This window comes from Nocardia seriolae NBRC 15557, from assembly GCF_007990715.1.
Taxonomy (GTDB): domain Bacteria; phylum Actinomycetota; class Actinomycetes; order Mycobacteriales; family Mycobacteriaceae; genus Nocardia; species Nocardia seriolae.
Genome location: NZ_BJWY01000048.1, coordinates 1 through 24492, shown reverse-complemented (window position 1 = coordinate 24492; position 24492 = coordinate 1). Strand labels below are relative to the sequence as shown.

Here is a 24492-nt window from a genome sequence, read left to right as displayed (position 1 = left end):
CACCCTATGAGATGCGAACGGACCGCGCGCCTTTCGTTCGCCGCTGAACGCGAGGTTTCATGTGAAACAACAACATTCGCTATCCGGTTGCCAATTCAGCCCGCGCTACCCAGTATCTCCAGCGCGGCCGAGAGCTGCGGCAGGGCGGGCGGACCGTAGGAGGTGGCGATCTCGGCCAGTGCGCGAGCCAGGTGCGGTGCGATCGATCCGGCCGGAAGCAGCTCCTCGGCCAGGACTATTCCGCCCACGATGTGGGCGGCCCGAATGCGCTGATCGCGGGTGACCTCGTAACGCCAGGAACCTATTCGGACCTGCTCCGGCTCCGAGCGGAACAGCGATTTGCGGGCCGGGGTCCGGGTAACTCCGGGGACGCCGGCGAAGACATTGAAGACCAGGCCCAGACCACCCGGGCCGCCGAGCGCCGAATCGATGGCGCGGGTGGCGGTGTCGATATCGAACTCGGTCACGCGTTCATTCCCAGGGTGAACTGGGGAGTGATCGGGTCCCCGTCGCCGATGCGGCGAATGGCGGTGCCGGAGGCATAGAACTCCACCGTGTGATAACCCCAGGCGTAGTTGGCGATTTCGACGCTGACGCCGGTGACGCCGGTCGCGCCGTCGCGTTCCGCCTCGGCCTGCATGCGCGACATGGCCAGCTCGCGAGCCTGGTAATTGCCCTGGGTCCACTGCGGCATTTCCATATTGCGGCCCATCTGGCTGAGCATCTGCCGGAAGCCCTGCACGGCCACGTGGAAGACGCAGTTGCCCATGACGAAGGCGACGGGTGCGTAACCGGTGCGCATGAGGGTCACCATGTCCTGACCGGAGAGGTGACTGGTGAAGGCCTGGCCGTTGGGACGGCGGTAACTGCCGGGGGATTTCACGAACCGGACGGCCGTGCCGACGGCGATGAACTCCAGGTGTTCCAGGGATTCGCCGTGCTGGCGCCACTCCAGGCGGACGCCCACCACGCCGTCCGCCTTCAGCGCGTCGGCCTCGGCCTGCATGCGGGACATGGCATTCCAGCGCGCCCGATAGGTGGCCTCGGTCAGCACCGGAAGTTCCTGCTGCTGGCGGATGCCGGTGAACTGGAAACCGACGTGATAGACGGAGACACCCATCACCAGGTCGATCGGTTCGAACCCCGCGCCGTGCAGCAGCGCGAACTCGTTGACCGAGAGATCGGAGGTGAAGATGCGATTCGCGTGCGACAGGCGCTCGCCCGCGACCTGATCGAGCTGACCGGGTTGTGCCGGTTGATTCGGCTGCATGTGTCCGCCCTCCATCGGAAGTCACTCCGACTTTACGACCTGAACATGCCGAGAGCCGTGCGTCTCTGTCGAAGACGCACGGCTCTCGATCATTTCGCCGCCGGGCGGCCACTGTGCCGTCAGGCGGTGGCGCTCAGCGTCCGCCCGTCGTAGGCCGGTTCGGCGACCGGCTCGATGGCGTAGGCCAGGATCTCGGCCACGTCGGCGACGGGGCGGACATCCAGGGCGGCCAGCACCTCGGCCGGGACCTCGTCCAGATCCGGCTCGTTGCGGGCCGGGATGAACACGGTCTTCAGACCGGCGCGCTGGGCGGCCAGCAGCTTCTGCTTCACGCCGCCGATCGGCAGCACCCGGCCGTTCAGCGTGACCTCGCCGGTCATGCCGACATCCGCGCGGACCTGGCGGCCCAGGGCCAGCGACACCAGGGCGGTGACCATGGTGACGCCCGCGGACGGTCCGTCCTTCGGCACCGCGCCCGCCGGGAAGTGGATGTGGATATTGCGATCCAGCACCTTCGGCTCGATGCCGATCTCCTCCAGGTGGGAGCGGACGTAGGTCAGTGCGATCTGCGCGGACTCCTTCATGACGTCGCCCAGCTGGCCGGTCAGGGTCAGCGAGCGGTCGCCCTCGGCGGCATTGGCCTCGATGTAGAGGACATCGCCGCCCGCGCCGGTCACGGCCAGACCCGTCGCGACACCGGGGACCGCGGTGCGTTCCACCCCGTCGGGGGTGAAGCGCGGACGACCCAGGTACTCCTTCAGGTCACCCAGTCCGATCACCAGCTTGCCGGTTTCCGAACGGGTTTCGGTGTCGTAGCCCAGGTTCTTGTCGTAGCCCAGTCCCTCCGGCAGGAATTCGCCCTTGACGATGACGCTTTCGGTATCGGAGATGTCCGCCGACTCCGACAGCTTAGTCGCCGCCTTGCGCAGTGCCTTGGCGATCAAGCGCTCCATCTGCCGCACACCGGCTTCCCGGGTGTAGTTCGCCGCGACTTCGCGCAGCGCCTCGTCCGTGATCGAGACCTCCTCGGCGGTAAGAGCATTGCGCTCCAGCTGCCGCGGGATCAGGAAGTCGCGGGCGATGGCCACCTTGTCGGCCTCGGTGTAGCCGTCCACGCTGATCAGTTCCATGCGGTCCAGCAGCGGGCCGGGGATCGTCTCCAGGACGTTCGCGGTCGCGATGAACAGCACGTCGGACAGGTCCAGATCCAGGTCCAGGTAGTGGTCGCGGAACGTGTGGTTCTGCGCCGGGTCCAGCACCTCCAGCAGGGCCGCCGCGGGATCACCGCGGAAGTCCGAGCCGACCTTGTCGATCTCGTCCAGCAGGACGACGGGATTCATCGAGCCCGCCTCCTTCATGGCGCGCACGATGCGGCCGGGCAGCGCGCCCACGTAGGTGCGCCGGTGACCGCGGATCTCGGCCTCGTCGCGCACGCCGCCCAGGGCGACGCGGACGAACTTGCGGCCCAGGGCCCGAGCCACCGATTCACCCAGCGAGGTCTTGCCGACACCGGGCGGACCGACCAGTACCAGCACCGCGCCGGAACCGCGTCCGCCGACGACCTCCAGGCCGCGGGCGGCCCGGCGCGAGCGCACGGCCAGGTACTCGACCATGCGGTCCTTGACCTCGTCCAGACCGTGGTGGTCGGCGTCGAGCACCGCACGAGCGGCCGAAACATCGGTGGAGTCGGTGGTTTTCACGTTCCACGGCAGTTCCAGGACGGTGTCCAGCCAGGTCCTGATCCAGCCCGTCTCCGGGCTCTGATCGCTGGAACGCTCCAGGCGACCGACCTCGCGGAGGGCGGCTTCCTTCACGTCCGCGGGCAGGTCGGCGTTCTCGACGCGGGTGCGGTAGTCCTCCGCGCCGTCCGGCTCGTCCTCGCCCAGCTCCTTGCGAATCGCGTTGAGCTGCTGGCGCAGCAGGAACTCGCGCTGGGTCTTCTCCATCCCCTCGCGCACGTCCTCGCTGATCTTCTCGCTGATCTCGGTCTCGGCGATGTGCTGGGTGGTCCACTCGATCAGCTTGGTCAGCCGCGCGAAAGTGTCCGGGGTGTCGAGGATTTCGCGCTTCTGCTCGTTGCTCAGGTAGGACGCCCAGCCCGCCGCGTCGGCCAGCGTGGACGGATCGTTCATCTGATTGACCGCGTCGATGACCTGCCACGCCTCGCGGCGCTGTAGGACCGACACGACCAGCTTCTTGTATTCGGCCGCAAGCTCTTTGGCGCGTCCGTCGGCCGCCGGAATCTCGACCGGCTCGGCCTCGACCCAGAGCGCCGCGCCCGGCCCGGTCACGCCGTGGCCGATCTTGGCCCGGCTCTCGGCCTTCAGCACCGCCGCGGGCGCGCCGCCGCGCATCCGGCCGACCTGTTCGATGGTGGCCACCACGCCGTACGCGGCGTACCCCTCGTCGAGCCGAGGCGCGACCAGCACCTGGTTGACCTTGCCCGCGCGGGCGGCATCGATGGCGGCCTGCGACGACTCGTCCAGCTCGATCGGCACGACCATGCCGGGCAGCACGATCGGATCGGTCAGGAACAGGACCGGCAGGTTCGTTGGTGTAGTCACGTCTTCGACCCCTTCCAAGGTTGAGCGTTACCTACTCAACCCAGGGGGTATACCGATTGTTCCACTCCCGTGTTCGCCGGCGGTGAACGCCGTCGCAGGTCACAACCCAGGGATACCCCACGGGGTATATAGTGAGATTGGAATACCCCCTGGGGTATATGCGGATCGAGGAAGGAAACCGGTATGACCACCATCGACAACCATCTCCACGGCTCCAGGCACGGCGGTGAGGTGCTGCGCGAGCTGGGCCCGCAGCATCGCGAGCTGCGGCGGGCGATCCCCGAGGTCTACAAGGGATTCGGCGAGCTGAGCCGGGCCGCGTTCGAACCCGGTGCGCTGGACCGCAAGACGAAGGAGTTGATCGCGCTGGCCATCGGCGTCGTCGAGGGCTGCGACGGCTGCATCGCCTCGCACGGCCAGGCCGCCGCCCGCGCCGGCGCCACCCGGCAGGAGGCCGCGGAGGCCATCGGCGTCACCTTCCTGATGCACGGCGGTCCGGCCACCATCCACGGTGCCCGCGCCTACGAGGCATTCTGCGAATTCGCCGATGCCGTCGACGCCGGCCGCGGCCCCGCCTGACGAGAGGATCACCCATGTGTCGCGCAGTGCGTTGCCGAACCTGCGGAAAGACCACCTGGTCCGGGTGCGGTCAGCATGTCGCCCAGGTCAGGGCCCTCGTTCCGGCCGACCGATGGTGCCCCGGCCACGAGAAGACGGAGTCGAACGGCTGGCTGCAGCGGCTGCTCGGCCGCTGAACCGAGCGCGGAACCCACTCCCGGGGTTGACGGCTTAGGCTAAAGCGATTAGCTTTATAGCTATCGCAGTTAGCTTTACTCGCTAGGGAGAACGACATGACCGAGTACGTGGACATCGAGGGTGGCCGGATCGCGTACGACGAGACCGGCATGGGACCGCTGGTCGTGCTGTCGCATGGCATGGGCATCGACCGGAATGTCAACAAGCATCTGGTTCCGCTGCTCGCTGCGGCCGGATACCGCGTGGTCAACACCGATATGCGCGGCCATGGCGAGTCGAGCATGGGCTGGGCCTCCGAGACCGGGAAGGAGGCCATCAGCCGGACCGATGTGGCCAACGATCTGCTGGCCGTCATCGAGAAGCTGGGTGGCGGGCCCGCGATCGTGGTGGGGCACTCGCTGTCCGGCGGGTCGGCCACCATCGCGGCGGCGCTGCGGCCGGATCTGGTGCGGGCCATCGTGGAGATCAATCCGTTCACCCTCACCCAGAAGGCCGATATCGGAGCGCTGCTCACCAATGCGCGCCACCGCGGCGGGATGATCCCGCTGATGGGCACCATGATGTTCAAGAGCGTCGGGCAGTGGCTGAAGTACCTGAAGGTGGCCATGCCGTCCAACCCGGCCGACCGCGACGAGTATCTGGCCGAGGTGGCCGCCAAGCTGGCCGAGCCGGGCCGGATGGCCGAGTTCATGAAGACCGGCAAGTCGACCCCCGCCGACGCGGCAGCCCAGGTGCCCGACGTGACTCGGCCGGCGCTCATCATCATGGGCAGCGCCGACCCGGACTTCCCGAGCCCGCAGGCCGAGGGCGAGCGCATTGTCGCGGCGCTGCCCGCCGGACTGGGCAGCCTGGGCATGGTCGAGGGCGCCGGCCACTACCCGCAGTTCGAGAAGCCCGAGCAGGTGGCCGAGCTGGTGCTGCCGTTCCTGAAGGAACACCATGCCTAGGGTTGGGCTGAACCGGACCGACGTCGTCGCCGCGGGGGCCGCCCTCGCCGACGAGGTCGGGTTCGGCGATCTGGCCCTCGGCACGCTCGCGCAGCGGCTCGGGGTGCGAACCCCCTCGCTGTACAAGCACATCGAGAGCCTGGCCGACCTGCAGCACGGCATCGCCGCGCTCGCCATGGCCGAACTCGACCGGCAGGTGCGCGACGCCATGCACGGCAAGTCCGGCAGCGCCGCACTGGCCGCCTTCGCGAACACCTTCCGCGACTACGTGGTCGCACACCCGGGCCGCTACAGCGCCACCGTCGGCGCGAGGTTCGCCGGGCCGGACGATCCGCTGCTGCAATCCGGTGCGCGCGTGCTGGATTCGATGGCGGCCGTACTGGACGGCTACGGCATCGACCGGGACGAGATGGTGCACGCCCAGCGCACCCTGCGCTGCCTGTTCCACGGCTTCGCCACCCTGCAGGCCGCCGACGGCTTCCAGTGGAGCGACGACGCCGAGGACAGCTTCGCCTGGATGATCCGCTTCCTCGACCGCGGGCTGGCCGAAATCGGCTCGCGCTGAATCGGTTTGCGGGACCATGAAGTCGGCCCCGGCAACGCGAGTGCCGCAGTGTCCAACGAGGGTGTTGGAGCATCATGGAGAAGTTCCTCTTCGACGGAACCCATCTCGCCTACGTGCGCAGGGGCGAGACCGGGCCGCCCGTGGTGCTGCTGCACAGCGCCGGATCCTCCCATCTCATCTGGACGCCGCAACTGGCGGCGCTGTCGCGTGACTACCGTTGCTACGCCGTCGATCTGCCCGGATACGGGGAGTCGGATCGGCCCGCCGACGGGTACACCCTCGAGCGCTACACCGAGCTCATCTGCGCGTTCCTCATGCAACACGGACTCACCGACGCCGCGCTGATCGGCAACTGCGTCGGCTCGGCCATCAGCCTCACCCTGGCCCGCCGCTATCCCGAATTGTTCCGGGCGGTGATCGCGATCAATCCGTTGACCGAATCCACTGCCATGCACGGAAACTGGCGGCAGGGGGCCAGGCTCGCCCGCGCGCTCCCGGAGCCGGGCGCTCGCGCGCTGAGCGCCTGGCACACCCCCGCGCTGGGTGGCCCGCCGGACCGCCCGCTCGTGGTTCACCACCCGCCGCGCCTACCGCGAATGCCCCTATGTCGCACCGCTTTCCGCCGGCTTCCCGGCCCGCGCCCTCATCTATCTGGTCCGCGACCTGGGGTCCTTCGCCGCCCTGGACGACTGGCCCGACCGCGCCGAGCTGCCGCCCACCTGCGTGATCTGGGGCAACCAGAACCGCGTCCTGTCCGCTGCCACCGGCCGCACCGTCAATGCCGCCCTGCGCCCCGACCGCGCCGAATACCTCGACGGTTGCGGCCACGTCCCCATGCTCGAGCGCGGCCCCGAAGTAACGGCCATCATCACCGAATTCCTCGCCACCCACCTGCCCGCCGACAGCGTGCGCTGACGAATTTCCCTGCGCGAAGCGGAAATCGACGGCCAAGGGGTGCCCACCCTGGGCCGATCGGGCAAATCGCCCGAGTCGGTGCCGCGACCGCCTACCATGGCGGCCGGGGCGGGTGGTCCGAACGGAACGAGGAGCATATGAGCACCATGCTGGCCGCACGACTACATCTGGGACCGCGTTCGGAGTCGCCGCGCTCGCGACGGCTGGAGTTGGACGAGGTGCCGATTCCGGAGCCGGGGCCGGATCATGTGCTGATCAAGGTGGAGGCGGCCGGTGTGTGCCTGTCGGATGTGCACCTCATCGACGGGACGCTGACCCCGCTGTTCCTGCCGGGAGATGTGGTCACCCTCGGGCACGAGGTGGCGGGGACCGTGCACGCCCTCGGGCCGGGCGTGACGAGCGCGAAGGTCGGCGATCGCGTGGTGTTGCAGGCCGGGGAGCTGCGCGGCGCGGCCACCTACACCCGCGGCGTCGACTACGACGGCGGCTGGGCCGAATACACGCTGGCGCGAGTGGACACCCTGGTCCCGATCCCCGACGAACTGCCCTTCGAGCAGGCGTGCTTCATCCCCGACGCGGTGTCCACCCCGTGGGCCGCCATCACCGCCACCGCCGAGGTGAAACCCGGTGAGGCCGTGGGCGTCTGGGGTGTGGGCGGCCTCGGCGCGCACGGCATCCAGCTGCTGCGCCTGGTCGGAGCCGCGCCCATCATCGCGGTGGACCCGCTCCCCGCGGCGCGCGAACGCGCCCTGGACTTCGGCGCCGACCTGGCCCTCGACCCCGCCGACCCCGACCTGCGCCGCAAGGTCTTCGAGACCACCGGCACCGGCCTCAACGCCGCCTTCGACTTCGCGGGCGTCGCCCCCGTACGCGAACAGGCCGTCGTCTGCCTCGCCCCGCAGGGCCGCCTGGTCCTGGTCGGACTCACCGACACGCCCATCACCATCACCGGCGGCACCGCCTTCAGCTTCTTCCAGCAGCAGGTCCGCGGCCACTACGGCTCCCAGCCCGAAGACGTCTCCAAACTGGTGAAACTCCAAGGCCTCCAGCGCGTCGACTTCTCCCGCTCGGTCAGCGCGGTACTCCCACTCGCCGACGCCGCCAAGGCCGTCCACACCCTGGAGGCCAAAGAGGGCAACCCCATCCGGATCATCCTGAAACCCTGATCCAGTCAGGCGGTTTCGCGCAGGCTGGACAAGACACGGATAGCGTCGGAGAGCGGGATCATACGTCCGGGCTGTTCGGCGGCCAAGCCCATTTCGATGTACTGGCGGATCAGCATGCTCGCCGTGATGCAGTGCTCGGCAGCGGTCTCCCGGACGCGGTCCCGCAGCGCGGCGGGGAGTTTCAGGGAGGTGGTGACCATGCCGGTCTCGATCTCGTCGGCGGTCGGCGGCAACGGCGGCACAGCGGCCGTGTCGTCGAGAGTCAGGCCTTCCAGGAATGCGGCGGCTTCCTCGGGGGTGCTCGGGTAGCCGGGTTCTGTCGGGTCGCTCATTGGTTGGCCTCCCATGCGTTGTACTCGGTGAGCTGGTGCGGTCCCATCGGCACGGCCATCAGGATTTCCCAGCGTGCGGAGGGCGAGGGCAGCATAACCACCAATGGGCGGCCTTCATCGCTGCGTCCCCACACGGTCAGCACCGATAGATCTTGATCGGTACGGGCCGGGCGTGGCCATCGGTGAGACGAGTACAGGACTTCCATCACCTCCCAGGTACGGACCTGAAAGCGCTGGAGGAACTGTTTGGCTGTCGGCGACCACACGTACTCCACAACACCACGATAATACGCTGGTATTACTCGATGGTGGAGTTCGCCGATCAAGGACTGGCGCAAGGCCTTGCGACAGCCGCGACACGGCATGTTGATCCAGGCCACGAGCTTTTGACAGCACCTCATGCCGGTGAGAGTGTTGGGAGTCCGTTTTCTCAACATCAGCTCGGCCACAGGGGGACGCTGCTATGACGACATTGGCCTCGGGAGTGTTCCTCGATTGGGAACAGTTGACGGGGCAGCCGAAGCTTGTCGTCGATTTGATCAGCTTTCCGATCTTCAGCGCGATTGCCGGGTGGCTCACCAACTGGACCGGTGTGCTGATGTTGTTCTGGCCGGTCTACTTCAAGGGATTCCGGGTGCCGGGGCTCGAGTACCTCTATCCGTACTTCCCGCGGCGGGTGCAGGTGCTGCCTACCTTTTCCGGGGACGGGAAGCGACTGGGGTTTCAGGGGTTCATTCCGGCTCGGTCGGAGAAGATGGCCAGTATCTGCGTGGACAAGGCGCTGATGCGGATCGGGAGCCCTCGGGATTTCATTCATGAGCTGGATCTCGAGGGGATCGCGGACTACATCGCGGAGGTGGGGCGCAAGCAGGTGCCGGCCATGGTCGACGAGATCATGAATCAGGAGAATCCGGATCTGTGGGGCGCGGTGCCCAAGGCCGCGCGCAATGTGCTGTATCAGCGCATCGAACGCCAGTTGCCGACCTTGGCCCGCAATGCCTTCGAGCAGCTCGGCGACAATGTCGATCAGCTCATCGACATCAAGGACTTCGTCATCCGGTATCTGCGGGAGAACCCGGAGATCCTCAAGGACCTGACCACCACCATCGCCGCGCCGGAGCTGCGGTTCATGGTGCGCATCGGCCTGCTGGGCGCGCCCTTCGGCCTGCTGCTGGCGCTGTATATGCAGGTGCACCACCGCATTCCGGTGGTGGGCTGGCTGCCGGGCTGGTTCGTCATCCTCTCGGCGGCGGCGGCCATCGGCGTGCTGGTGAACGTCATCGCGGTCAAGGTGGTGTTCGAGCCGGGTGATCCGCAGCCGCGCTACAAGGACCTGTGGAAGCAGGCGCTGCTGGCCAAGCGGCAGCCCGAGGCCGCGGCCGATCTCGCGAACATCCTGGCCTACCAGGTGCTCACCCTGCCGAACCTGGCCCGCGAACTGCTGGACGGGCCCAACGGCGACAAGACGCGGCAGCTGCTGGAACGACTCATCTCGCAGGAGATCCACCGCCAGCTCGGGCCCACGCACTCGGTGGTGCGCACCGTTTTCGGCAGGCGCCAGTTCGACAATCTGAAGGTCGGCGCCACCTCGGCCGCGGTCGGGCTGGCTCCGAGCCTGGCCGACGATCCGGAGTTCGCGGCCGCCCAGGCCAAGAAGATCGACGAGTTCGCCGCTCGCAAGCTGCAACAGCTCACCCCGGGCGAGTTCATGGAGATGTTCTACGCCTCGATCGAGCAGGACGCGTGGCTGCTGTATCTGCACGGTGCGGCGCTGGGCCTGGTGGTCGGGGCCGTGCACCTGATCCTTTTCGGCTGGTAGACAACCTTTTCCGGGGCCGAACCGGCCCCGGTAGAAAATCAAGCACGCGTGCTTGCATTTTTCCGGCGGTGCTGCGATGCTGGCCCGGTGGCCGATCTCGAGGCATTGCTCGCCGACTTCACCGCCGAATGCGCCGACCTGGACGCGCTGATCGCCGATCTCGATCCGGCCGATTGGCAGCACGACACCCCGGCCGCCGGGTGGACCATCGCCCACCAGATCGCCCACCTGAACTGGACCGACGGGGTCGCCGCGATCGCCGCCACCGATCCGGTGGAATTCGACCGGCTGGTGCAGGAGGCGCTGCCCAAGGTCCTCACCTTCGTGGACGAGGCCGCCGAACAGGGCGCGAAAACCCCTGCGCCGCAACTGCTCGCCGATTGGCGACGGGATCGCGCGGCCCTGGTCGAGGCGCTGCGCACGGTCCCGGCGGGCACCAAGCTGCCGTGGTTCGGGCCGCCCATGAGCGCGGCGTCCATGATCACCGCCCGGCTCATGGAGACCTGGGCGCACGGACAGGACGTGGCCGACGCGCTGGGCATCACCCGCGAACCCACCGCGCGCCTGCGGCATATCGCGCACATCGGCGTGCGCACCCGCAATTTCGCGTTCGCGACGCACGGCAAGGCCGCGCCCGCCGAGGAGTTCCGGGTCGAACTGACCGCACCCGACGGCCCGGTGTGGACGTGGGGTCCCGAGGACGCCGCGCAGCGAATCACCGGCCCCGCCTTGGATTTCTGCCTGCTGGTGACCCAGCGCCGGCACTTCGACGACCTCGCGCTGCAGGTGGTGGGCGACGACGCCCGCGAATGGCTGGGCCTGGCACAGGCTTTCGCCGGTCCCCCCGGAAACGGCCGAACGGCGGGTCAGTTCGTCTGACCCGCCGCTGATCCCGGCCTCCGACCAGAATCCCCAATTCCCACAGGGCTCTTCTTTCGGGAGCGAGCGAGCGCCAGCCTGGGTGCGCCGTGCCTGGTGCCGACCGGACGCCGTTGGCCGGAGGTCTCTTCGATGGCAGTCGAGTTGGCGCTCGCCGCTACAGAGTTTTTACCCAGCCTTTCGCCGGGGAAAACCTGTTGATGTCCAACCTTTCCATGCTGTGATCCTGCTCTCAATGGAGAGTCGGTTTACCGGAGGTTACCTTCGCCCCGTAACCTGGACGGGCGTACGACTTTCAATGGTGCGGGTCGCTGCGTCGTTCAGACGCAGGGGGACCAGGGGAGAGGGAAAGGACGCACCAGTCATGTCGCATGAACTCGCGGCCCAGGCCGCCCGGTCGACCCGGCGCACGGCCCAGGCGTTCCGCTACAGCGCCATTGTCACCGCGAGCATGGCCAGCATCGGGCTGACCGTCGCCGCGGGCTCCTATATCGCCAATGAGATGGCACACGAGCCGGGCAAGCTCGCCACCGCCGGGCCCGGCAACCGCCCGGCCATCATCGAACCCGGTGCCGACCGACCCGACCCGTCCGGTGCCGAGAAGGTGGGCCTGACTTCGTTTTTCACCAATCACCCGGTGGAATCGACCGGGCTGCAGCCGATTCCGGCCCGCACCCCGGGAACGGGGGCCGCCACGGCCAACGAGGTGCCGCGGCCGCTCGCCGCGCAGGTCCGGCTCGGCGCCACCTATCTGGGCGCGCAGGTGGCCGCGGCCCAGCACGACACGGTGACCCTGACCGTCGATACCAATGTCTTCGCCGCGCTGACCGATACGCTGCTGCGCACGCCGCTGGGTGAACGGCTGGGCATCACCGCCGATCCGACGGGCAATACCCAGCTGCGGACCGACGTGGACAGCCACGGCGACATCACGCTGACCCTCTCGGATCCGGGCCTGGGCCGCTACGGGCTGCAGATCGCACGGCATCCGGTCCCGGCTGCCGCGAGTCCGGAGGTTCCGGCGCACGGGGAAGACTCGAGCACCGTCGCTGTGTGAGACTTCCCGGTGTGTACGACTACTGCGTGATCGGCGGCGGCATCGTCGGGGTGGCCACCGCGCACCGCATTCTCGAACGCCATCCGGCGGCGAGCCTGCTGCTGGTCGAGAAGGCCGAGGCCCTGGGCCGGCATCAGACCGGGCACAACAGCGGGGTCATCCACTCGGGCATCTACTACGAGCCCGGCAGCCTGAAGGCGCGGCTGTGCGTGCGCGGCGCGGAGCTGACCAAGAAATTCGCCGCGGCACACGACATTCCATTCCGGGAATGCGGAAAACTGCTGGTGGCCACCGATGCCGCCGAGCAGGCGCGGATGCTGGCGCTGTACGAGCGGTCGGTCACCAACGGGGTCGAGGTGGAACGGCTGGACGCCGCCGAGCTGGTGCGGCGGGAGCCGCGGATCACCGGGGTCGGGGCGCTGTTCGTGGCGAGCACCGGCATCATCGACTACGGCTCGGTCACCCGGGCGCTGGCCGCGGATGTCCGCACGGCCGGGGGCGAGATCGCGCTGAACACGGAGATCACCGCCCTGACCGAAACAGACTCAGCGGTAACGATTTCCGGCCCGGCCGGGAGCTGGCAGGCCCGGCGGCTGGTGGTGTGCGCGGGCCTGCAGGCCGACCGGATGGCCCGGCTGGCGGGCCTGGACCTCGAGCTGCGCATCGTGCCGTTCCGCGGCGAGTACTACCGCTTGCCGCCGGAGCGCGCGAATCTGGTGCGGACCCTGATCTACCCGATCCCCGATCCCGAATTGCCGTTCCTGGGCGTGCATCTGAGCCCCACCATCGACGGCGAGCTGACCGTCGGGCCCAATGCCGTGCTGGGCCTGGCCCGGGAGGGCTATCGCAAGGGCAGCGTGAACCTGCGCGACGCCCGGGAGATCCTGGGCTTCCGCGGTTTTCATCGGGTGGCCGCCGCCAATGTCCGCACCGGCTGGCGGGAGCTGCGCAACTCGCTGTTCAAGCGCGGCTATCTGGCCGAGTGCCGCCGCTACTGCCCGGAACTGACGGTCGCCGACCTGTTGCCGCGCGAGGCCGGCATCCGGGCCCAGGCCGTGCTGCGCGACGGCACGCTGGCCCACGATTTCCTGCTCGAGCGCACGCCGCGCTCCGTACACGTGCTCAATGCCCCGTCCCCGGCGGCCACCTCGGCCCTGCCCATCGCCGAGTACATAGCGGACCGATTGGACGACTTCGTTCAATAAATAGGATTGCTGTAGTACTTTTAAGGCAGCCGTGGGACAGGGAGCAGCCTATGGGCCATTTCAAGTACGCGAGTGATGTCGGCGCACCGGTGGAAGTCGCGTTCACATACACGGACAACCATCAGTTCGTGCCGGACTGGGCTTTCGGCGTGGTCGGGTTCGAACCGATCGGGGACTCCGATCATGGTGCCGGAGCCGTCTTCGCCGCCACCCTCCGGGTCGGCCTGTGGCATCCCACCATCGAGTGTGAGATCACCGACTACCGCCGCAACGCGGTCATCGAGTACACACTGCGCCGACGCCGGACGGGGAAGCCGGCGTCGGCGTGCTCCAACTTCTGTGTCATCACCCTGCGCTTCGACCCGCTCGGCTACGGCCGCGCGGTGCTGACCTCGGAGACGGAGTACTGGGTCCCGCGGGGCCTCACCGGCAAGTTGCTGTCCAAGCTGGACGCCGCATTGGTGCAGGCCACGGTCCGCCGAACGGAGTCGCAATTGCGCAGGGAGATAGAGGAATTCCACGGCACCGATCTTGTCGGCCGGATCGCGTAGGGTAGGCCGCATGATCATCGTGAGCACCGACGGATCATGCCTGCGCAATCCGGGCGGCGCGATCGGCTGGGCCTGGGTCAATCACGCGGGCGGCTCGGCCAGTGGCGGGGGGCCCTCGGGCACCAATCAGATCGCGGAGTTGCGCGCGCTGCTCGAGGCGGTGCGGGCGCATCCGGGTCCCGAACCCCTACTCATCGAGAGCGATTCGCTCTACGCCATCAAGTGCGCCTCCGAGTGGATCAACGGCTGGCGCAACACTGGCTGGAAGACCTCCACGGGCGCCGCGGTCAAGAACGTCGAGTTGATCCAGCAGATCGACCGCGCCATCGCCACCCGCCCCGGCCCGGTCCGGTTCCGCTGGGTGCGCGGCCACGTCGGCAACTACTTCAACGAGCAGGCCGACGGGCTGGCCGGGCAGGCCGCCCGCCAGGCCGCCGCCTCCGGGCTCACCACCGAGCCGGAGGCTGTTGACACACAGCCGGAGGCTCCGGCTCCCTCGGACCCGGTGACCGAGCCGCTGCCGATCACCGAGCCCAAGACCGAACCGCTCCCGATCACCAAGCCGGCCGAGCACGCCGAGATGGTCGCCGCCGCCACGCATTCCGCGCCCCAAACCCCGCGCCGCAAGGCGGTGGCCGCGAAAACGACTGCGCCCGAGGCGCTCACGCTGTTCTGACGCCTTCGTCGGCGACAGCGGCGAACAGCGGAAAAGACCCGCCCCCGGATCACACCGGGGGCGGGTCTTTTCGTGGATCGGCCGAGATCAGTTGGTCGGCTTGGGAGCCGCCGGGGTCGTCGGTGCGGGCTGACCGGACGGAGCCGGTTGGCCCGACGGGGTCGGCTGGCCGGAGGACTGGATACCCTGCTGGGCGTCGCCACCGGGGTTCCCGGCACCCGGGACCATGGAGCTGTCATCGCCGTAGACCGCGCGGAAGTCGGACACCAGCCACTTCCCGTCCTTCTTCTCGAGTTCGACGAAGGCCGGGATCGGCAGCACCAGCGGCTGACTGTGCAGATCGTTACTGGCGGTCTGGAGCGCGTTCACCAGGACGGTCGCCTTGTCGGCATCGCCGGTCTCGTAGGCGCAGTGCAGGAAGTTCAGCGTGGCCTTGGCGTGCTGCTTGATCAGCAGTTCCTGCAAGCCGGTGGCCGCGGGCTCGAAGCTCTTCTTGAACTTGCCGTCGGTGATCCGCGCCTTCACCTGTTCGGCGAAGTCGGGCATGGACTTCTCGTCGTAGGCCGCGAAGACCCGCATGAACCCGCAGGCCGCCTCGGTGGGGGCGGTGCGCTCGTCGAGTTCGTTCGCGCGGGTGTGGGACTGCCAGAAGAACCCGGCCGCCGCGGCGACGGCCGCGACCAGCAGCACGCCCAGCGCGATGAGCGCGACCATCGGCACCGCGACCCCGGCCATCAGGGCCGACTTCCCGGTGGCTGCCGATTCGGTTGCCGGTGCGGGCTTCTCGGCTTCCTCGGCCGGCTTCTCCGCCTTCGCGGTGTCGATCTTCACCGTCTCATGCTCGACGGCATCGATCTTCTCGGTCTCGGCGCTGCCCTGGGCATCGGCCTCGGCGATGGAATCGTCTTCGGTTTTCTTGTCCTGGGCAGCGTCGTCCGTCATGTATCGATCACTTTCCCGGTGCGCTGCGGACGCACCGTCTAGGTTTCGTCAGCGAGTATGCCCGGTGGGCACCGGAGCCGTGCCGGGCACTCACTTGATCGGCGGCAGGGTCCGTTCGTTCGGATCCGAGCCGGCGGGCGGGAGCGCGCCATTGTTCGGCACGTCCGGTCGCGGGGCATTGCCCGAGCCGCGGATCTGCTGATCCTGCGGCGGATTCTGGCAGTAGCCCGCCCATTTCGGGAAGGTGGCATCGGTGGCGACATCGGGCCGGACCTTCTTGGTGACGTAGTCGCAGAACGACCGCGGCCAGATGTCGACGACGGTGTAGAACTCGCCGTCGTGCGCGGGCACACCGATCGCGGAGCTACCCACCACCAGCGCCGGGAACAGTGCCCGCAACGCCGGGGCGCGCAACTGCGCGGCCTTGGTGATGGCCGCGAAATTGGCGGCCAGACTGGTCATCGGGTCCGCGGTGCGGTCGAGCACCGCGCCGAGGTCCCGCATCTGGCCGGGCGCCTGCTCCAGGATCTTCTGGAGCTCGGCATTCGCATTGTGGAACTGATTGAACAACAGGTCCAAATTACGCGTCAGCGTACCCAGATCCGGCTGCGCCAGCGAGGTGGTGCCGGCGATGGTCTGCAGATTCTTCAGCAGATTGGTGGTCTGGGGCAGCAGATTGTCCAGGCCGGTGGTGGCCAGGCTGATGGCGTCGATCATGGAGCGCAGCTGATCCGGGCCGCCGGACAGCGCGGTGTCCAGCTCGGTCAGGATGGTGCCGAACTTGTCCGGATCGACCTGCGAGATCAGGACGCTGGCATTGTCGAGCACCTGCCACACCGGGGTCGGCGTCTTGACCTTGGCCTGGTCGTACTGCACCACGGAACCGCCGTGCAGGTACGGGCCCTGCTCGGAGTTCGGGCGGAAGTCGATGTACTGCTCGCCCGCGCCGGACAGCGCGCCCACCGCCACCAGGGTGTCGGCGGGAATGGAGTACTTCTTGTCGATCTCGGCGGTGGCCGCGATGGCCGCGCCATTGTCGATCAGCCTGATGTCGGTGACCTTGCCGACGCGGTAGCCGCGCAGGGTCACGTCATTGCCCTCCTGCAGCCCGCCGGAACGATCCAGATTGACCGTGACCCGGTAGGTTTCGCGCAGCGGGTTCACCCGCATGACGCTGATCGCCAGGTACGACGCGCCGATCAGCAGGATGGCCACCAGCGCGACATTGGAGACCAGATTCTTGTGGCTCTTCACCCAGTTCATCGGTGCCCCCCGTTGACCCGGCCGTAGATGATCTGCAGCACCTGGATCAGGCTGCCCCCGAAGTCGTTGAGGTCCTTGAGATCCGGGAACTTGCTGTTGGCCGGGTCGGTGAGCAGGCCGATATCGAGCAGGGTGAGGGTGCCCGCGACGGCCAGGGTGTCGCCCTTGAAGGAGGCGTCGGCCTTGGGCCGGATCTCGTGCAGGGCATCGAGTGCGGGCCCGAGCGACTGATCGGTGCGCGCGAGCGCGTTCATCAGCTTCGCCACATTGTCGAGCAGGCTGGCCAGCGCGTCGGAGGTGGTGTTGGCGTAATCGCCCAGGGCCGCACTGGTCGTCGAGACCTTGGTGAGCAGATCGCCGAGGGCCTGGTTGTTCTCGGCGATGGCGCCGATCATGCCGGGCAGGTTGTCGGCCACCTGGCCCAGCTGCTGGTGGTTGGCCTCGATGGTGTCGGCCAGCGCGCTGAATCCGGCCAGTGTGCCGTCGATGCGCGTGCTGTTCTTGTTGAGACTGCCCATCACGCTGGTCAGCTGGGTCAGGACGTGGCCGAGCTGTTCACCGCGACCGCCGACGATGGAGTCCATCTCGGCGGTCAGCTTGGACAGGTTGGCGATGCCGCCGCCGTTGAACAGCAACGAGATCGACATGAGCAGCTCTTCGACGGTGGCGCCGGCCGAGGTCTTGTCGAGTCGCCCGCCGTCCTTGATCAGCTCCCCGCCGGGCACGGCCTTGGGGATGGACACCGCCACGAAGACGTCGCCCAGCGGGGTGGCCTGGCGCAGTTCGGCCGTACTGCCCTGGGGCAGTTCGATGTCCTTGCGGATGGCCAGGTCCACATTGGCCTTGAAGTCCTTGGTGGTGATCTTGGTGACCACGCCGACGTCGGAACCACCGATCTTGACCTTGGCCTGATCGGGCAGGTTCAGCGCATTGTCGAAAGCCGCGTGCACCGTGTAGGTCTCGCCGCCCGCGCCGGGCTTGGGCAGCGGCAGGCTCTCCACCGTGGCACCGCAGCCGGAGGCGACGACGGCGGTCGCGGAGACCGCGAGGGCGACGATCGCGCGCCGGGCCGTGCGGCCCGAACGCAGTTCCCGCAGTAGGCGATTACTCATTTCGTCATCCCCAGCACCGCCGCCATCAGCCCGAAGGCGGGTCCGAAATCTTCCATCTTGCCGGTGCGGCAGCCGTCCGACTTCATCTGGATGCGCTCGCAGAACAGGCTGACGATCTCACCCGACAGCGAGGTGCCGATCAGCCCGTGCAGGCGGATGAAGTTGTTCTGCCGGTTCACCGACTTGTCCAGGTTCTGCATGAGCAGCGGCGCCACGTCGACGATCTCGGTCACCCCGGCCGCATTGTCGCGCAGCTGCTGGGTGACCGCGGTGAGCCCGGTCAGGGTGCCGTTGAGCTGATCGGAGTACTGCGAGAACGCTCCACTGGTGTTGGCCAGGAAGGCATTCAGCTGATCCAGCGTGGCCTGCAGGCCCGGGGCCTGGTCGGACAGCAGCGTGGTCATCTGGGTGATCTTGTTGCTGAAGCCGCGCACCGAATCGTCATTGTCGGCGAGCATGCTGGTCAGCTCGTTGAGCTTGATGATGATGGTGGAGATGGCGTCCTTGTTGTCGACGCCGGTCTTCAGCGCGCCGGACAGCGAGTTGAGCACATCGCGCATCTTCTCGCCGTTGCCGTTCATCATCGGGTACAGCACGCGACCCGACAGCGGACCGATGCCCTTGCCGTCCGGGTTCACCGCATCGGGCTTCAGGGCGGCCGCGACGCTGTCGATGGTCTTGATCATCGTGTCCAGCTCGACCGGTGTCTTGGTCTGCTGGGTGGTCAGGTGCGCGCCGTCGGCCAGGGTGTCACCGCCGGTGTAGCGCGGGGTGAGCTCGATGTGCCGGTCGGTCACGATGGACGGTGAAACCAGCGCGGCCTGAACGTTCTTCGGGATCTGCACGCCCTTGTCCACGGTCATGTGGACCTCGACGTACTGGCCCTTGGGCACGATCTTGTCGACCTTGCCCACCTCGAGCCCGAGCACGGTGATCGGGTTGCCCTCGAACATGCCGGCGATATTGAGGAAGTCCGCGGTGAAGTGCTGGGTCTGCCCGGCCGCGTCCTTCACCCCCAGCGGCACGATGGAGCAGGAGCCGACGGCGAGGCCCACGGCGCCGATCATGGCGGCCTTGGCGATTCGGCCGAGCAGGCGCTTCTTCTCTACTGCGACATTCAATGTCATTGGTGGCACCCCTCGTTCACCTGCGCGAAGCACAACCAGTTGTCCGGGAACAGCCAGGGCAGCGCGACCTCACCGTAATTGCCGTTGCCGAAGGCATTGTTGAACTGCCGGATCGACGGCGGCATGATCGACAGCAGCCGATCCAGGTTTTCCTTGTTCTTCTGCAGGCCGTCGGCCATGGTGTTGAGCTGCTGCAGAGTCGGCCCGAACTTGTTGTCGTTGGCCGCGCCGATCTGCTGCAGCTGACCGCTGAGCGTGGCGATATTGTCCAGCAGGCTCTTGAGCAGGCCCTGGCGCTCCATCACCCGGTTGGCGATGGCCTGGCCCTGGGTGATCACCAGCAGCAGGCTGTTGCGGTTGTCACCGAGGATCCTGGTGACCCGGTCCAGATCCTTGAGCAGCTGGTCGACCTGGTCCTTGCGGTTGTTCATGGTCTTGGCCAGCGCGCCGATGGAATCGAGCGCCTGCACCGTCATCTGCGGGGTGTCGCCCATCTGCTGGTTGATCAGGTCGAGCGATTCCGCCAGCTTCTTGGTGTCGAGCTCCTCGAACTTGGGCGTGCCCTCCTGCACCACGTCGGCCAGGTTGTAGGGAACCACCGTGTTGGACTTGGGGATTCGATTGCCCTTCAGCCCGGATCCGTCACCGGGCGTCAGGTCGACGTAGCGCGCGCCCAGCAGGGTCGCCATCTTGATCGACGCCTTGGCGTCCGGGCCGAGCTTCACGTCCTTCTTGACGTTCAGGGTGATCAGCACGTGGTCACCCTCGAGCTCCGCGGCCGAGACCGTGCCGACATTGACGCCGGCGACGTCCACCTTGTCACCGGTCTTGATGCCGGCCGTCTGCACGAATTCGGCCTTGATGCTCTGCTGCCCGATGCCGATCTGCTTGTAGGCGGTCGAGCCGAGCAGCAGCGCGGCGATCAGCGCCACGCCGAGCACGCCGAGCCAGAAGTTGCGATTGGCGTGGAAACGGGACTTGAGTTTCGACATCATGGCCGGCACACCGCCGAGTGGGAGTTGCCGCCGATCTGCGAGAACAGACCGCGCGGGAAGAGGACACCGTAGAGCGATACGTCGAGGCTGCACATGTAGGCGTTGGCGTAGGCGCCGTTCTGGGTGAACTTGCCGACATTGGCCAGAATCGCGGGCAGGTCCACCGCCGCCTGGTCCAGCTTGGCGCCATTGGCCAGCAGCAGCGCCAGCGCCAACTGGGTGGAGTCCTGCGCGGCCACCAGCTTGGGCTGGATCTGACCGAACATGCCGACCAGAGCCGTTGTGGCATCGGCGATCTGGACCGTGGACGCCTGCAACGACTGACCCTGCGCGTACAGGCCGCCGATCAGGGAGCGGGTCTGGGTCACCAGCGTCTCCAACTCGTCACCGCGCTTGGCCAGGCCCGACATCACACCCGACAGGTTGGAGATGACGTCGGAGAGGATGCCGTCGCGGCGTTCGAAGTCCGAGGCCACCGCGGCGGCCTGGGTGATGAACGCGCTCAACGACACTCCGTCACCCTGCAGGGCCTGGATGAGGGTATTGGACAGGTTGTTCACCTGCTCGGGCTGCAGCACCTGGAACAGCGGCTGGAAACCGTTGAGCAGACCCGAGACGTCGAACGACGGTTCGGTGCGCTCCAGCGGAATCGAGCCGTTGTTCTTCAGCGCCACGTGCTCGCCGGTGTGCGGCTTGTCCTTGGACGGCTCGGCCAGCGCGAGGTAGCGCTGCCCGATCAGGTTCTGGTAGCGGACCAGCGCCTTGGTGTCGCCGTAGATCGTCTGGTCGCGCTGCACGATGAAGGTCACCGCGGCCTGGTTCTTCTTGTCCAGGTCGATCTTCTCGACCTTGCCGACGCGCACCCCGGCCATGCGGACGTCATCGCCCTCGCGCAGGCCGAGCACATCGGTGAAGGTGGCGGAGTAGGTGTTGGTATCGCCCTTCACGGTGCGCGCCAGCGTGTTCCAGATGACCGCGGTCACCAGGATCGACACGATGGCGAAGATGCCGAAGCCGATCAGCGGTTTGCGAATGCTCATCGGCCGCCCCCGCTCTGACTCAATTGCACGGTCGCACCCTTCAGAATCGGACTCAGCAGCAGGTATTCGGCCGCGGTCGGACGCCGGCCCAGCAGGGCGGTGATGGCGTCGTCACCGGTGAAGGCGATGTCCTTGCCGGTCGGTGCCGAGTCCTTGCCGGCCGGAGCCGAATTCGGCTGGCTCGCCGGGGCGGCCGGGAGTTGCAGATTCGGGAACATGCCCTGCAGCGGCGTACCCGCGAGCGGGTCGGTGCCCGGCTGCTGGGTGTCGGCCTTCGGCGCGCCCTCGGGCGTACCGATGACGGTCACGCCGGGGATGAGCGGGAAGCCCGGCGGCGGGGTCCCCATCAACGGCAGATCCTTGGCCGCGTCGATGGCCCTGGGCCGCATGGACTCCGGCAGCGTGCCCGGATCCGAGGTGAGCGGCGCGGTGCCGCAGCTGGGCGCGGCCAGCTCGCCGTAGCGCGGGCAGTCGTCGCGGGTGTAGGGCTTGTACGGGGTGAACGTGATGCCCACGTTCCACTTCATCTGCTGCTGCGGACCCCAGCCGAAGGCGCCGCTGAGCTTGCGGACCGAATCGTTGAGGTTGGCGATGGACAGCGGAATGGCGTCCGGGTTGTCCGACAGCGCGCCGAACAGGGTGCTGGTGCCGGTGGTGACGTCCTTTCCGACATTGGGGTTGCGGGCGAAGAGCCCGTTCACCTTGTCGATGGTGCTCGAGGTGCCGGCCAGCAGCGCGGTCAACTCGGCACGGCGGTCGGAGATGGTCTTGGCCGTCTCGACCGAATCCTTCAGCACACCCATGAGTTCGGGCGCGGACTGATTGAGCGCGTGCATCGAGGACGACAGGTCGTCGAGGAAACCACCGACATCCGGCACCGAGCCGCGCACCTGCTCGAGCCAGCGGTCGATGCGCTCGATGCTGGAACCGGGCATCCGGCCGCTGCCGTCCAGGGCGTAGGACAGCGTGCCCAGCACCCGCCCGAACGGCACCGGATCGATCTTGCCGAGAATGTCGCGGACCTTGGTGAGGGTGTCCTGCAGGGCGATGGTGCCCTTCGAGGTGTCCTCGGCGATCTGCGAACCCTCCTTCAGATGCGTGGAATCGGCGCCGTTCTCCGGATAGACGAGTTCGACGGAGGTGACGGCGAACAGGTTGGAGGGCACCACGCGCGCGGTGACATTGGCCGGGATGCCGTCGGTGTACTCGGGTTTCATCTCGATGTGCACCTCCTGCTTGGTTCCCTTGGCCGCCACGGACACATCCTTGACCGCGCCGACCAGCACGCCGCGGAACTTCACGTCCGCGTTGGCGGGCAGGCCGTCACCGGTGGTGGTGAGATTCGCGGTGACATTGACCTTTTCGACGAAGTAGCCGCGGTAGCGGGCGAACAGGAAGCCCAGCACGACGGCGATGACGGTGAGGCCGCAGACCCCGGCGATGAGCAATTGCCGCATCGTCGGTCCGCGCCCACTCGGATCGATAAGCATCGTGTACGCCCCCTATCCCGAGATCCGGATGCCGGGGTGGACGCCCCAGATCGCCAAGGTCATGAACAGGTCGGCGAAGACGACCGCGATGATGCAGAGCTTGATCGCGCGACCGGCCGCCACACCCACGCCCTCCGGGCCGCCGGACGCGAAAAACCCGTAGTAGCACTGGATGAACGTGGTGATCGCGACGAAGAGGATCGCCTTCAGCAGTGAGTACAGCACATCGTGGGGAATCAGGAACTGATAGAAGTAGTGCTGGAAGGTGCCCGTCGCGGTGCCGCCCACCAATGCCACGGTCAGCGAGCAGGAGATGTACGCCAGCGGCAGCGCCAGGCAGTACAGCGGCACGATGGCGATCATGGCCGCGATCATGCGGGTGCTGACCAGATACGGAAGCGGCCGGATGGCAACCGATTCCAGCGCGTCGACCTCCTCGGAGATGCGCATGGCGCCCAGCTGCGCGGTGAAACGGCAGCCGGCCTGTGCGGCGAAGGCGACGGTCGCGAGCAGCGGGCCGAGCTCACGGGTGGTCGCGAACGCGGAGATCGCACCCGTCAACGGGCTCAGGCCGAGCAGGTTCAGCGAGGTGTAGCCCTGGATGGCGACGGTCATGCCGCCGAACGCCGACAGGATCAGCACCACGCCGATGGTGCCGCCACCGACCACGAGATTGCCGTTGCCCCAGGTGACGTCGGACAGCAGCCGCCAGACTTCCTTGGGGTACTGCTTCAATGCCAGCGGCATGGAGCCGAGCGAACGCAGGAAGAAGAAGACCTGGTGGCCGATGCGGGCCAGCCAGTCGCGCGGCGCACCCGCCGCACCCTTGATCCGTCGAAGCGGCCGCAGCAGCGGCGGTACATAAGTTGCTGACACGGCTCAGACCACCTGGGGCGGGAACAGGGAGTTGTACAGCTGCGTGATGATCAGATTGACGCCGAAGAGCATGACGGCCGACATCACCACGGCGGTGTTCACCGCGTTGGCCACACCACCCGGGCCGCCCTTGGCATTGAGCCCGGCATCGCAGGCGATGATCGCCGCGAGCAGGCCGTAGATCAGCGACTTGAGCAGCGCCACAACCAGATCGGTGGTGATCGCGAAGGACGCGAAGGTTCCGATGTAGGAGCCCGGAGCGCCGTTCTGGACGAAGATATTGAAGATGTAGCCGGTCAGGAAGCCGACGAAAACCACGAAGCCGCACAGCAGTACGGACACCAGCATGGCTGCGCCCAGACGCGGGGCCACCAGGCGGCGCATGGGATCCACGCCCATCACCTTCATGGCGTCGATCTCCTCGCGAATGGTGCGGGAGCCGAGATCGGCGCAGATGGCGGAACCGACCGCGCCCGCGATCATCAGCGCGGTGACCAGGGGCGCGCCCTGCTGAATGATGCCGAGGCCATTGGCCGCGCCGATGAACGAGGTGGCGCCGACCTGACCGGCGACCGAGCCGACCTGGATGGAGACGATCACGCCGATCGGAATCGCGACCAGCAGCGTGGGCGCGGCGGCGACATTGGCCATGAAGGCGCACTGCCTGATGAACTCACCGAAAGGGAAGCGGCGGCGAAAGATCGCGATGAAAAGCTCGGCGACCGCGGACACACCCATGGTCATCATCCGGCCGCCGGTTTCCAGCGACCGTTTCGGATGATCTTGCCAGTACCCCTTGGCCCAATCCACGGCCGCATTCATCCGTGACGCCGACGGTGGACTCCCCTGGTCCCCCGGGCTCGTGGTCAACTGCACTGACTACCCCTCTCGACGCCGAAGTTACCCGCCTCCGGCGACTGTTTGCTTGCCGCACCTTACTACTCG

General features: G+C 67.4%; 26 protein-coding genes and 1 pseudogene. 13 read left to right on the top strand and 14 right to left on the bottom strand.

Annotated elements, in window-relative coordinates:
* Nucleotides 1-95 precede the first annotated feature (95 nt).
* The 3 genes from NS2_RS16680 to lon form a co-directional block, all read right to left on the bottom strand.
* Complete coding sequence (locus tag NS2_RS16680) at nucleotides 96-467, bottom strand: DUF5073 family protein (protein WP_033088312.1); 372 nt, start codon at nucleotides 465-467, stop codon at nucleotides 96-98.
* Nucleotides 464-1270, bottom strand: a complete 807-nt coding sequence (locus tag NS2_RS16675; RefSeq protein ID WP_033088336.1) for a heavy metal-binding domain-containing protein — start codon at nucleotides 1268-1270, stop codon at nucleotides 464-466. Before NS2_RS16675 ends, NS2_RS16680 begins: the two co-directional genes overlap by 4 nt.
* 119 nt (nucleotides 1271-1389) lie before the next feature.
* Nucleotides 1390-3774, bottom strand: coding sequence for an endopeptidase La (lon, locus tag NS2_RS16670; RefSeq protein ID WP_230463996.1), 2385 nt, complete (start codon nucleotides 3772-3774; stop codon nucleotides 1390-1392).
* Nucleotides 3775-4017: 243 nt separating this feature from the next.
* Here lon and NS2_RS16665 point away from each other — a divergent pair, with 243 nt between their 5' ends.
* The 7 genes and pseudogenes from NS2_RS16665 to NS2_RS37540 all read left to right on the top strand — a co-directional run bounded on the left by NS2_RS16665 (nucleotide 4018) and on the right by NS2_RS37540 (nucleotide 8183).
* Complete coding sequence (locus NS2_RS16665; RefSeq protein ID WP_033088313.1) at nucleotides 4018-4413, top strand: carboxymuconolactone decarboxylase family protein; 396 nt, start codon at nucleotides 4018-4020, stop codon at nucleotides 4411-4413.
* 14 nt (nucleotides 4414-4427) lie between these two features.
* Nucleotides 4428-4589: a DUF8730 family Cys-rich protein gene (locus NS2_RS38755; protein ID WP_096490756.1), complete on the top strand. Its 162-nt coding sequence runs from the start codon at nucleotides 4428-4430 to the stop codon at nucleotides 4587-4589.
* A gap of 96 nt (nucleotides 4590-4685) precedes the next feature.
* The gene (locus NS2_RS16660; RefSeq protein ID WP_033088314.1) at nucleotides 4686-5537 is read left to right on the top strand and encodes an alpha/beta fold hydrolase; all 852 of its coding nucleotides are present in this window, start codon (nucleotides 4686-4688) and stop codon (nucleotides 5535-5537) included.
* A complete protein-coding gene (locus NS2_RS16655; protein WP_036547380.1) occupies nucleotides 5530-6102 on the top strand; it encodes a TetR/AcrR family transcriptional regulator in 573 nt (190 codons plus the stop codon). The genes NS2_RS16660 and NS2_RS16655 overlap by 8 nt, the downstream gene beginning before the upstream one ends.
* A 74-nt stretch (nucleotides 6103-6176) precedes the next feature.
* Nucleotides 6177-6686: pseudogene (locus NS2_RS38455) on the top strand (alpha/beta fold hydrolase); the annotation flags it as partial.
* Nucleotides 6646-7017, top strand: coding sequence for an alpha/beta fold hydrolase (locus tag NS2_RS37545; RefSeq protein WP_052086539.1), 372 nt, complete (start codon nucleotides 6646-6648; stop codon nucleotides 7015-7017). The pseudogene NS2_RS38455 and the gene NS2_RS37545, both read left to right, overlap by 41 nt.
* A gap of 137 nt (nucleotides 7018-7154) precedes the next feature.
* On the top strand, nucleotides 7155-8183 hold the full coding sequence (locus NS2_RS37540; RefSeq protein ID WP_036547384.1) for a zinc-binding dehydrogenase: 1029 nt from the start codon (nucleotides 7155-7157) through the stop codon (nucleotides 8181-8183).
* A gap of 5 nt (nucleotides 8184-8188) precedes the next feature.
* On the opposite strand, the gene NS2_RS16645 is transcribed toward NS2_RS37540, so the two are convergent.
* Both NS2_RS16645 and NS2_RS16640 read right to left on the bottom strand, forming a co-directional pair.
* Nucleotides 8189-8515, bottom strand: coding sequence for a hypothetical protein (locus NS2_RS16645; protein WP_033088316.1), 327 nt, complete (start codon nucleotides 8513-8515; stop codon nucleotides 8189-8191).
* A complete protein-coding gene (locus NS2_RS16640) occupies nucleotides 8512-8964 on the bottom strand; it encodes a hypothetical protein (protein WP_143161489.1) in 453 nt (150 codons plus the stop codon). Before NS2_RS16640 ends, NS2_RS16645 begins: the two co-directional genes overlap by 4 nt.
* A 14-nt stretch (nucleotides 8965-8978) precedes the next feature.
* Between NS2_RS16640 and NS2_RS16635 the strand changes: the two genes are divergently transcribed.
* From NS2_RS16635 to NS2_RS16610, 6 genes are all read left to right on the top strand, one after another.
* Nucleotides 8979-10334 (top strand): DUF445 domain-containing protein, encoded by a 1356-nt coding sequence (locus NS2_RS16635; protein WP_033088317.1) that lies wholly within the window; start codon nucleotides 8979-8981, stop codon nucleotides 10332-10334.
* A gap of 87 nt (nucleotides 10335-10421) precedes the next feature.
* Entirely contained in the window at nucleotides 10422-11213 is a 792-nt protein-coding gene (locus tag NS2_RS16630) for a TIGR03084 family metal-binding protein (RefSeq protein ID WP_033088318.1), read from the top strand.
* A gap of 364 nt (nucleotides 11214-11577) precedes the next feature.
* Nucleotides 11578-12270, top strand: coding sequence for a hypothetical protein (locus NS2_RS16625; RefSeq protein WP_033088319.1), 693 nt, complete (start codon nucleotides 11578-11580; stop codon nucleotides 12268-12270).
* On the top strand, nucleotides 12267-13475 hold the full coding sequence (gene lhgD / locus NS2_RS16620) for an L-2-hydroxyglutarate dehydrogenase (RefSeq protein WP_228102559.1): 1209 nt from the start codon (nucleotides 12267-12269) through the stop codon (nucleotides 13473-13475). The genes NS2_RS16625 and lhgD overlap by 4 nt, the downstream gene beginning before the upstream one ends.
* Nucleotides 13476-13525: 50 nt before the next feature.
* Nucleotides 13526-14026, top strand: a complete 501-nt coding sequence (locus tag NS2_RS16615; RefSeq protein WP_033088321.1) for an SRPBCC family protein — start codon at nucleotides 13526-13528, stop codon at nucleotides 14024-14026.
* A 10-nt stretch (nucleotides 14027-14036) separates the two neighbouring features.
* The gene (locus NS2_RS16610; protein ID WP_033088322.1) at nucleotides 14037-14702 is read left to right on the top strand and encodes a ribonuclease H family protein; all 666 of its coding nucleotides are present in this window, start codon (nucleotides 14037-14039) and stop codon (nucleotides 14700-14702) included.
* An 87-nt stretch (nucleotides 14703-14789) separates the two neighbouring features.
* Here NS2_RS16610 and NS2_RS16605 read toward each other — a convergent pair whose 3' ends face one another.
* The 9 genes from NS2_RS16605 to NS2_RS16565 form a co-directional block, all read right to left on the bottom strand.
* Nucleotides 14790-15644 carry a hypothetical protein gene (locus NS2_RS16605; RefSeq protein ID WP_033088323.1) on the bottom strand — a complete coding sequence of 285 codons (855 nt, stop codon included), beginning with the start codon at nucleotides 15642-15644 and terminating at the stop codon, nucleotides 14790-14792.
* A gap of 90 nt (nucleotides 15645-15734) precedes the next feature.
* Nucleotides 15735-16907 carry an MlaD family protein gene (locus NS2_RS16600; protein ID WP_033088324.1) on the bottom strand — a complete coding sequence of 391 codons (1173 nt, stop codon included), beginning with the start codon at nucleotides 16905-16907 and terminating at the stop codon, nucleotides 15735-15737.
* Entirely contained in the window at nucleotides 16904-18019 is a 1116-nt protein-coding gene (locus NS2_RS16595) for an MCE family protein (RefSeq protein ID WP_045437887.1), read from the bottom strand. Before NS2_RS16595 ends, NS2_RS16600 begins: the two co-directional genes overlap by 4 nt.
* On the bottom strand, nucleotides 18016-19146 hold the full coding sequence (locus NS2_RS16590) for an MCE family protein (protein ID WP_033088325.1): 1131 nt from the start codon (nucleotides 19144-19146) through the stop codon (nucleotides 18016-18018). The genes NS2_RS16595 and NS2_RS16590 overlap by 4 nt, the downstream gene beginning before the upstream one ends.
* A complete protein-coding gene (locus NS2_RS16585) occupies nucleotides 19143-20138 on the bottom strand; it encodes an MCE family protein (protein ID WP_033088341.1) in 996 nt (331 codons plus the stop codon). Before NS2_RS16585 ends, NS2_RS16590 begins: the two co-directional genes overlap by 4 nt.
* Nucleotides 20138-21181 carry an MCE family protein gene (locus tag NS2_RS16580; protein WP_036547375.1) on the bottom strand — a complete coding sequence of 348 codons (1044 nt, stop codon included), beginning with the start codon at nucleotides 21179-21181 and terminating at the stop codon, nucleotides 20138-20140. The genes NS2_RS16585 and NS2_RS16580 overlap by 1 nt, the downstream gene beginning before the upstream one ends.
* Nucleotides 21178-22638, bottom strand: a complete 1461-nt coding sequence (locus tag NS2_RS16575) for an MlaD family protein (protein WP_228102558.1) — start codon at nucleotides 22636-22638, stop codon at nucleotides 21178-21180. The genes NS2_RS16580 and NS2_RS16575 overlap by 4 nt, the downstream gene beginning before the upstream one ends.
* Nucleotides 22639-22683: 45 nt before the next feature.
* The gene (locus tag NS2_RS16570; protein WP_033088328.1) at nucleotides 22684-23547 is read right to left on the bottom strand and encodes an ABC transporter permease; all 864 of its coding nucleotides are present in this window, start codon (nucleotides 23545-23547) and stop codon (nucleotides 22684-22686) included.
* A 3-nt stretch (nucleotides 23548-23550) separates the two neighbouring features.
* A complete protein-coding gene (locus NS2_RS16565) occupies nucleotides 23551-24369 on the bottom strand; it encodes an MlaE family ABC transporter permease (protein ID WP_096490755.1) in 819 nt (272 codons plus the stop codon).
* Between the last annotated feature and the right edge of the window lie 123 nt (nucleotides 24370-24492).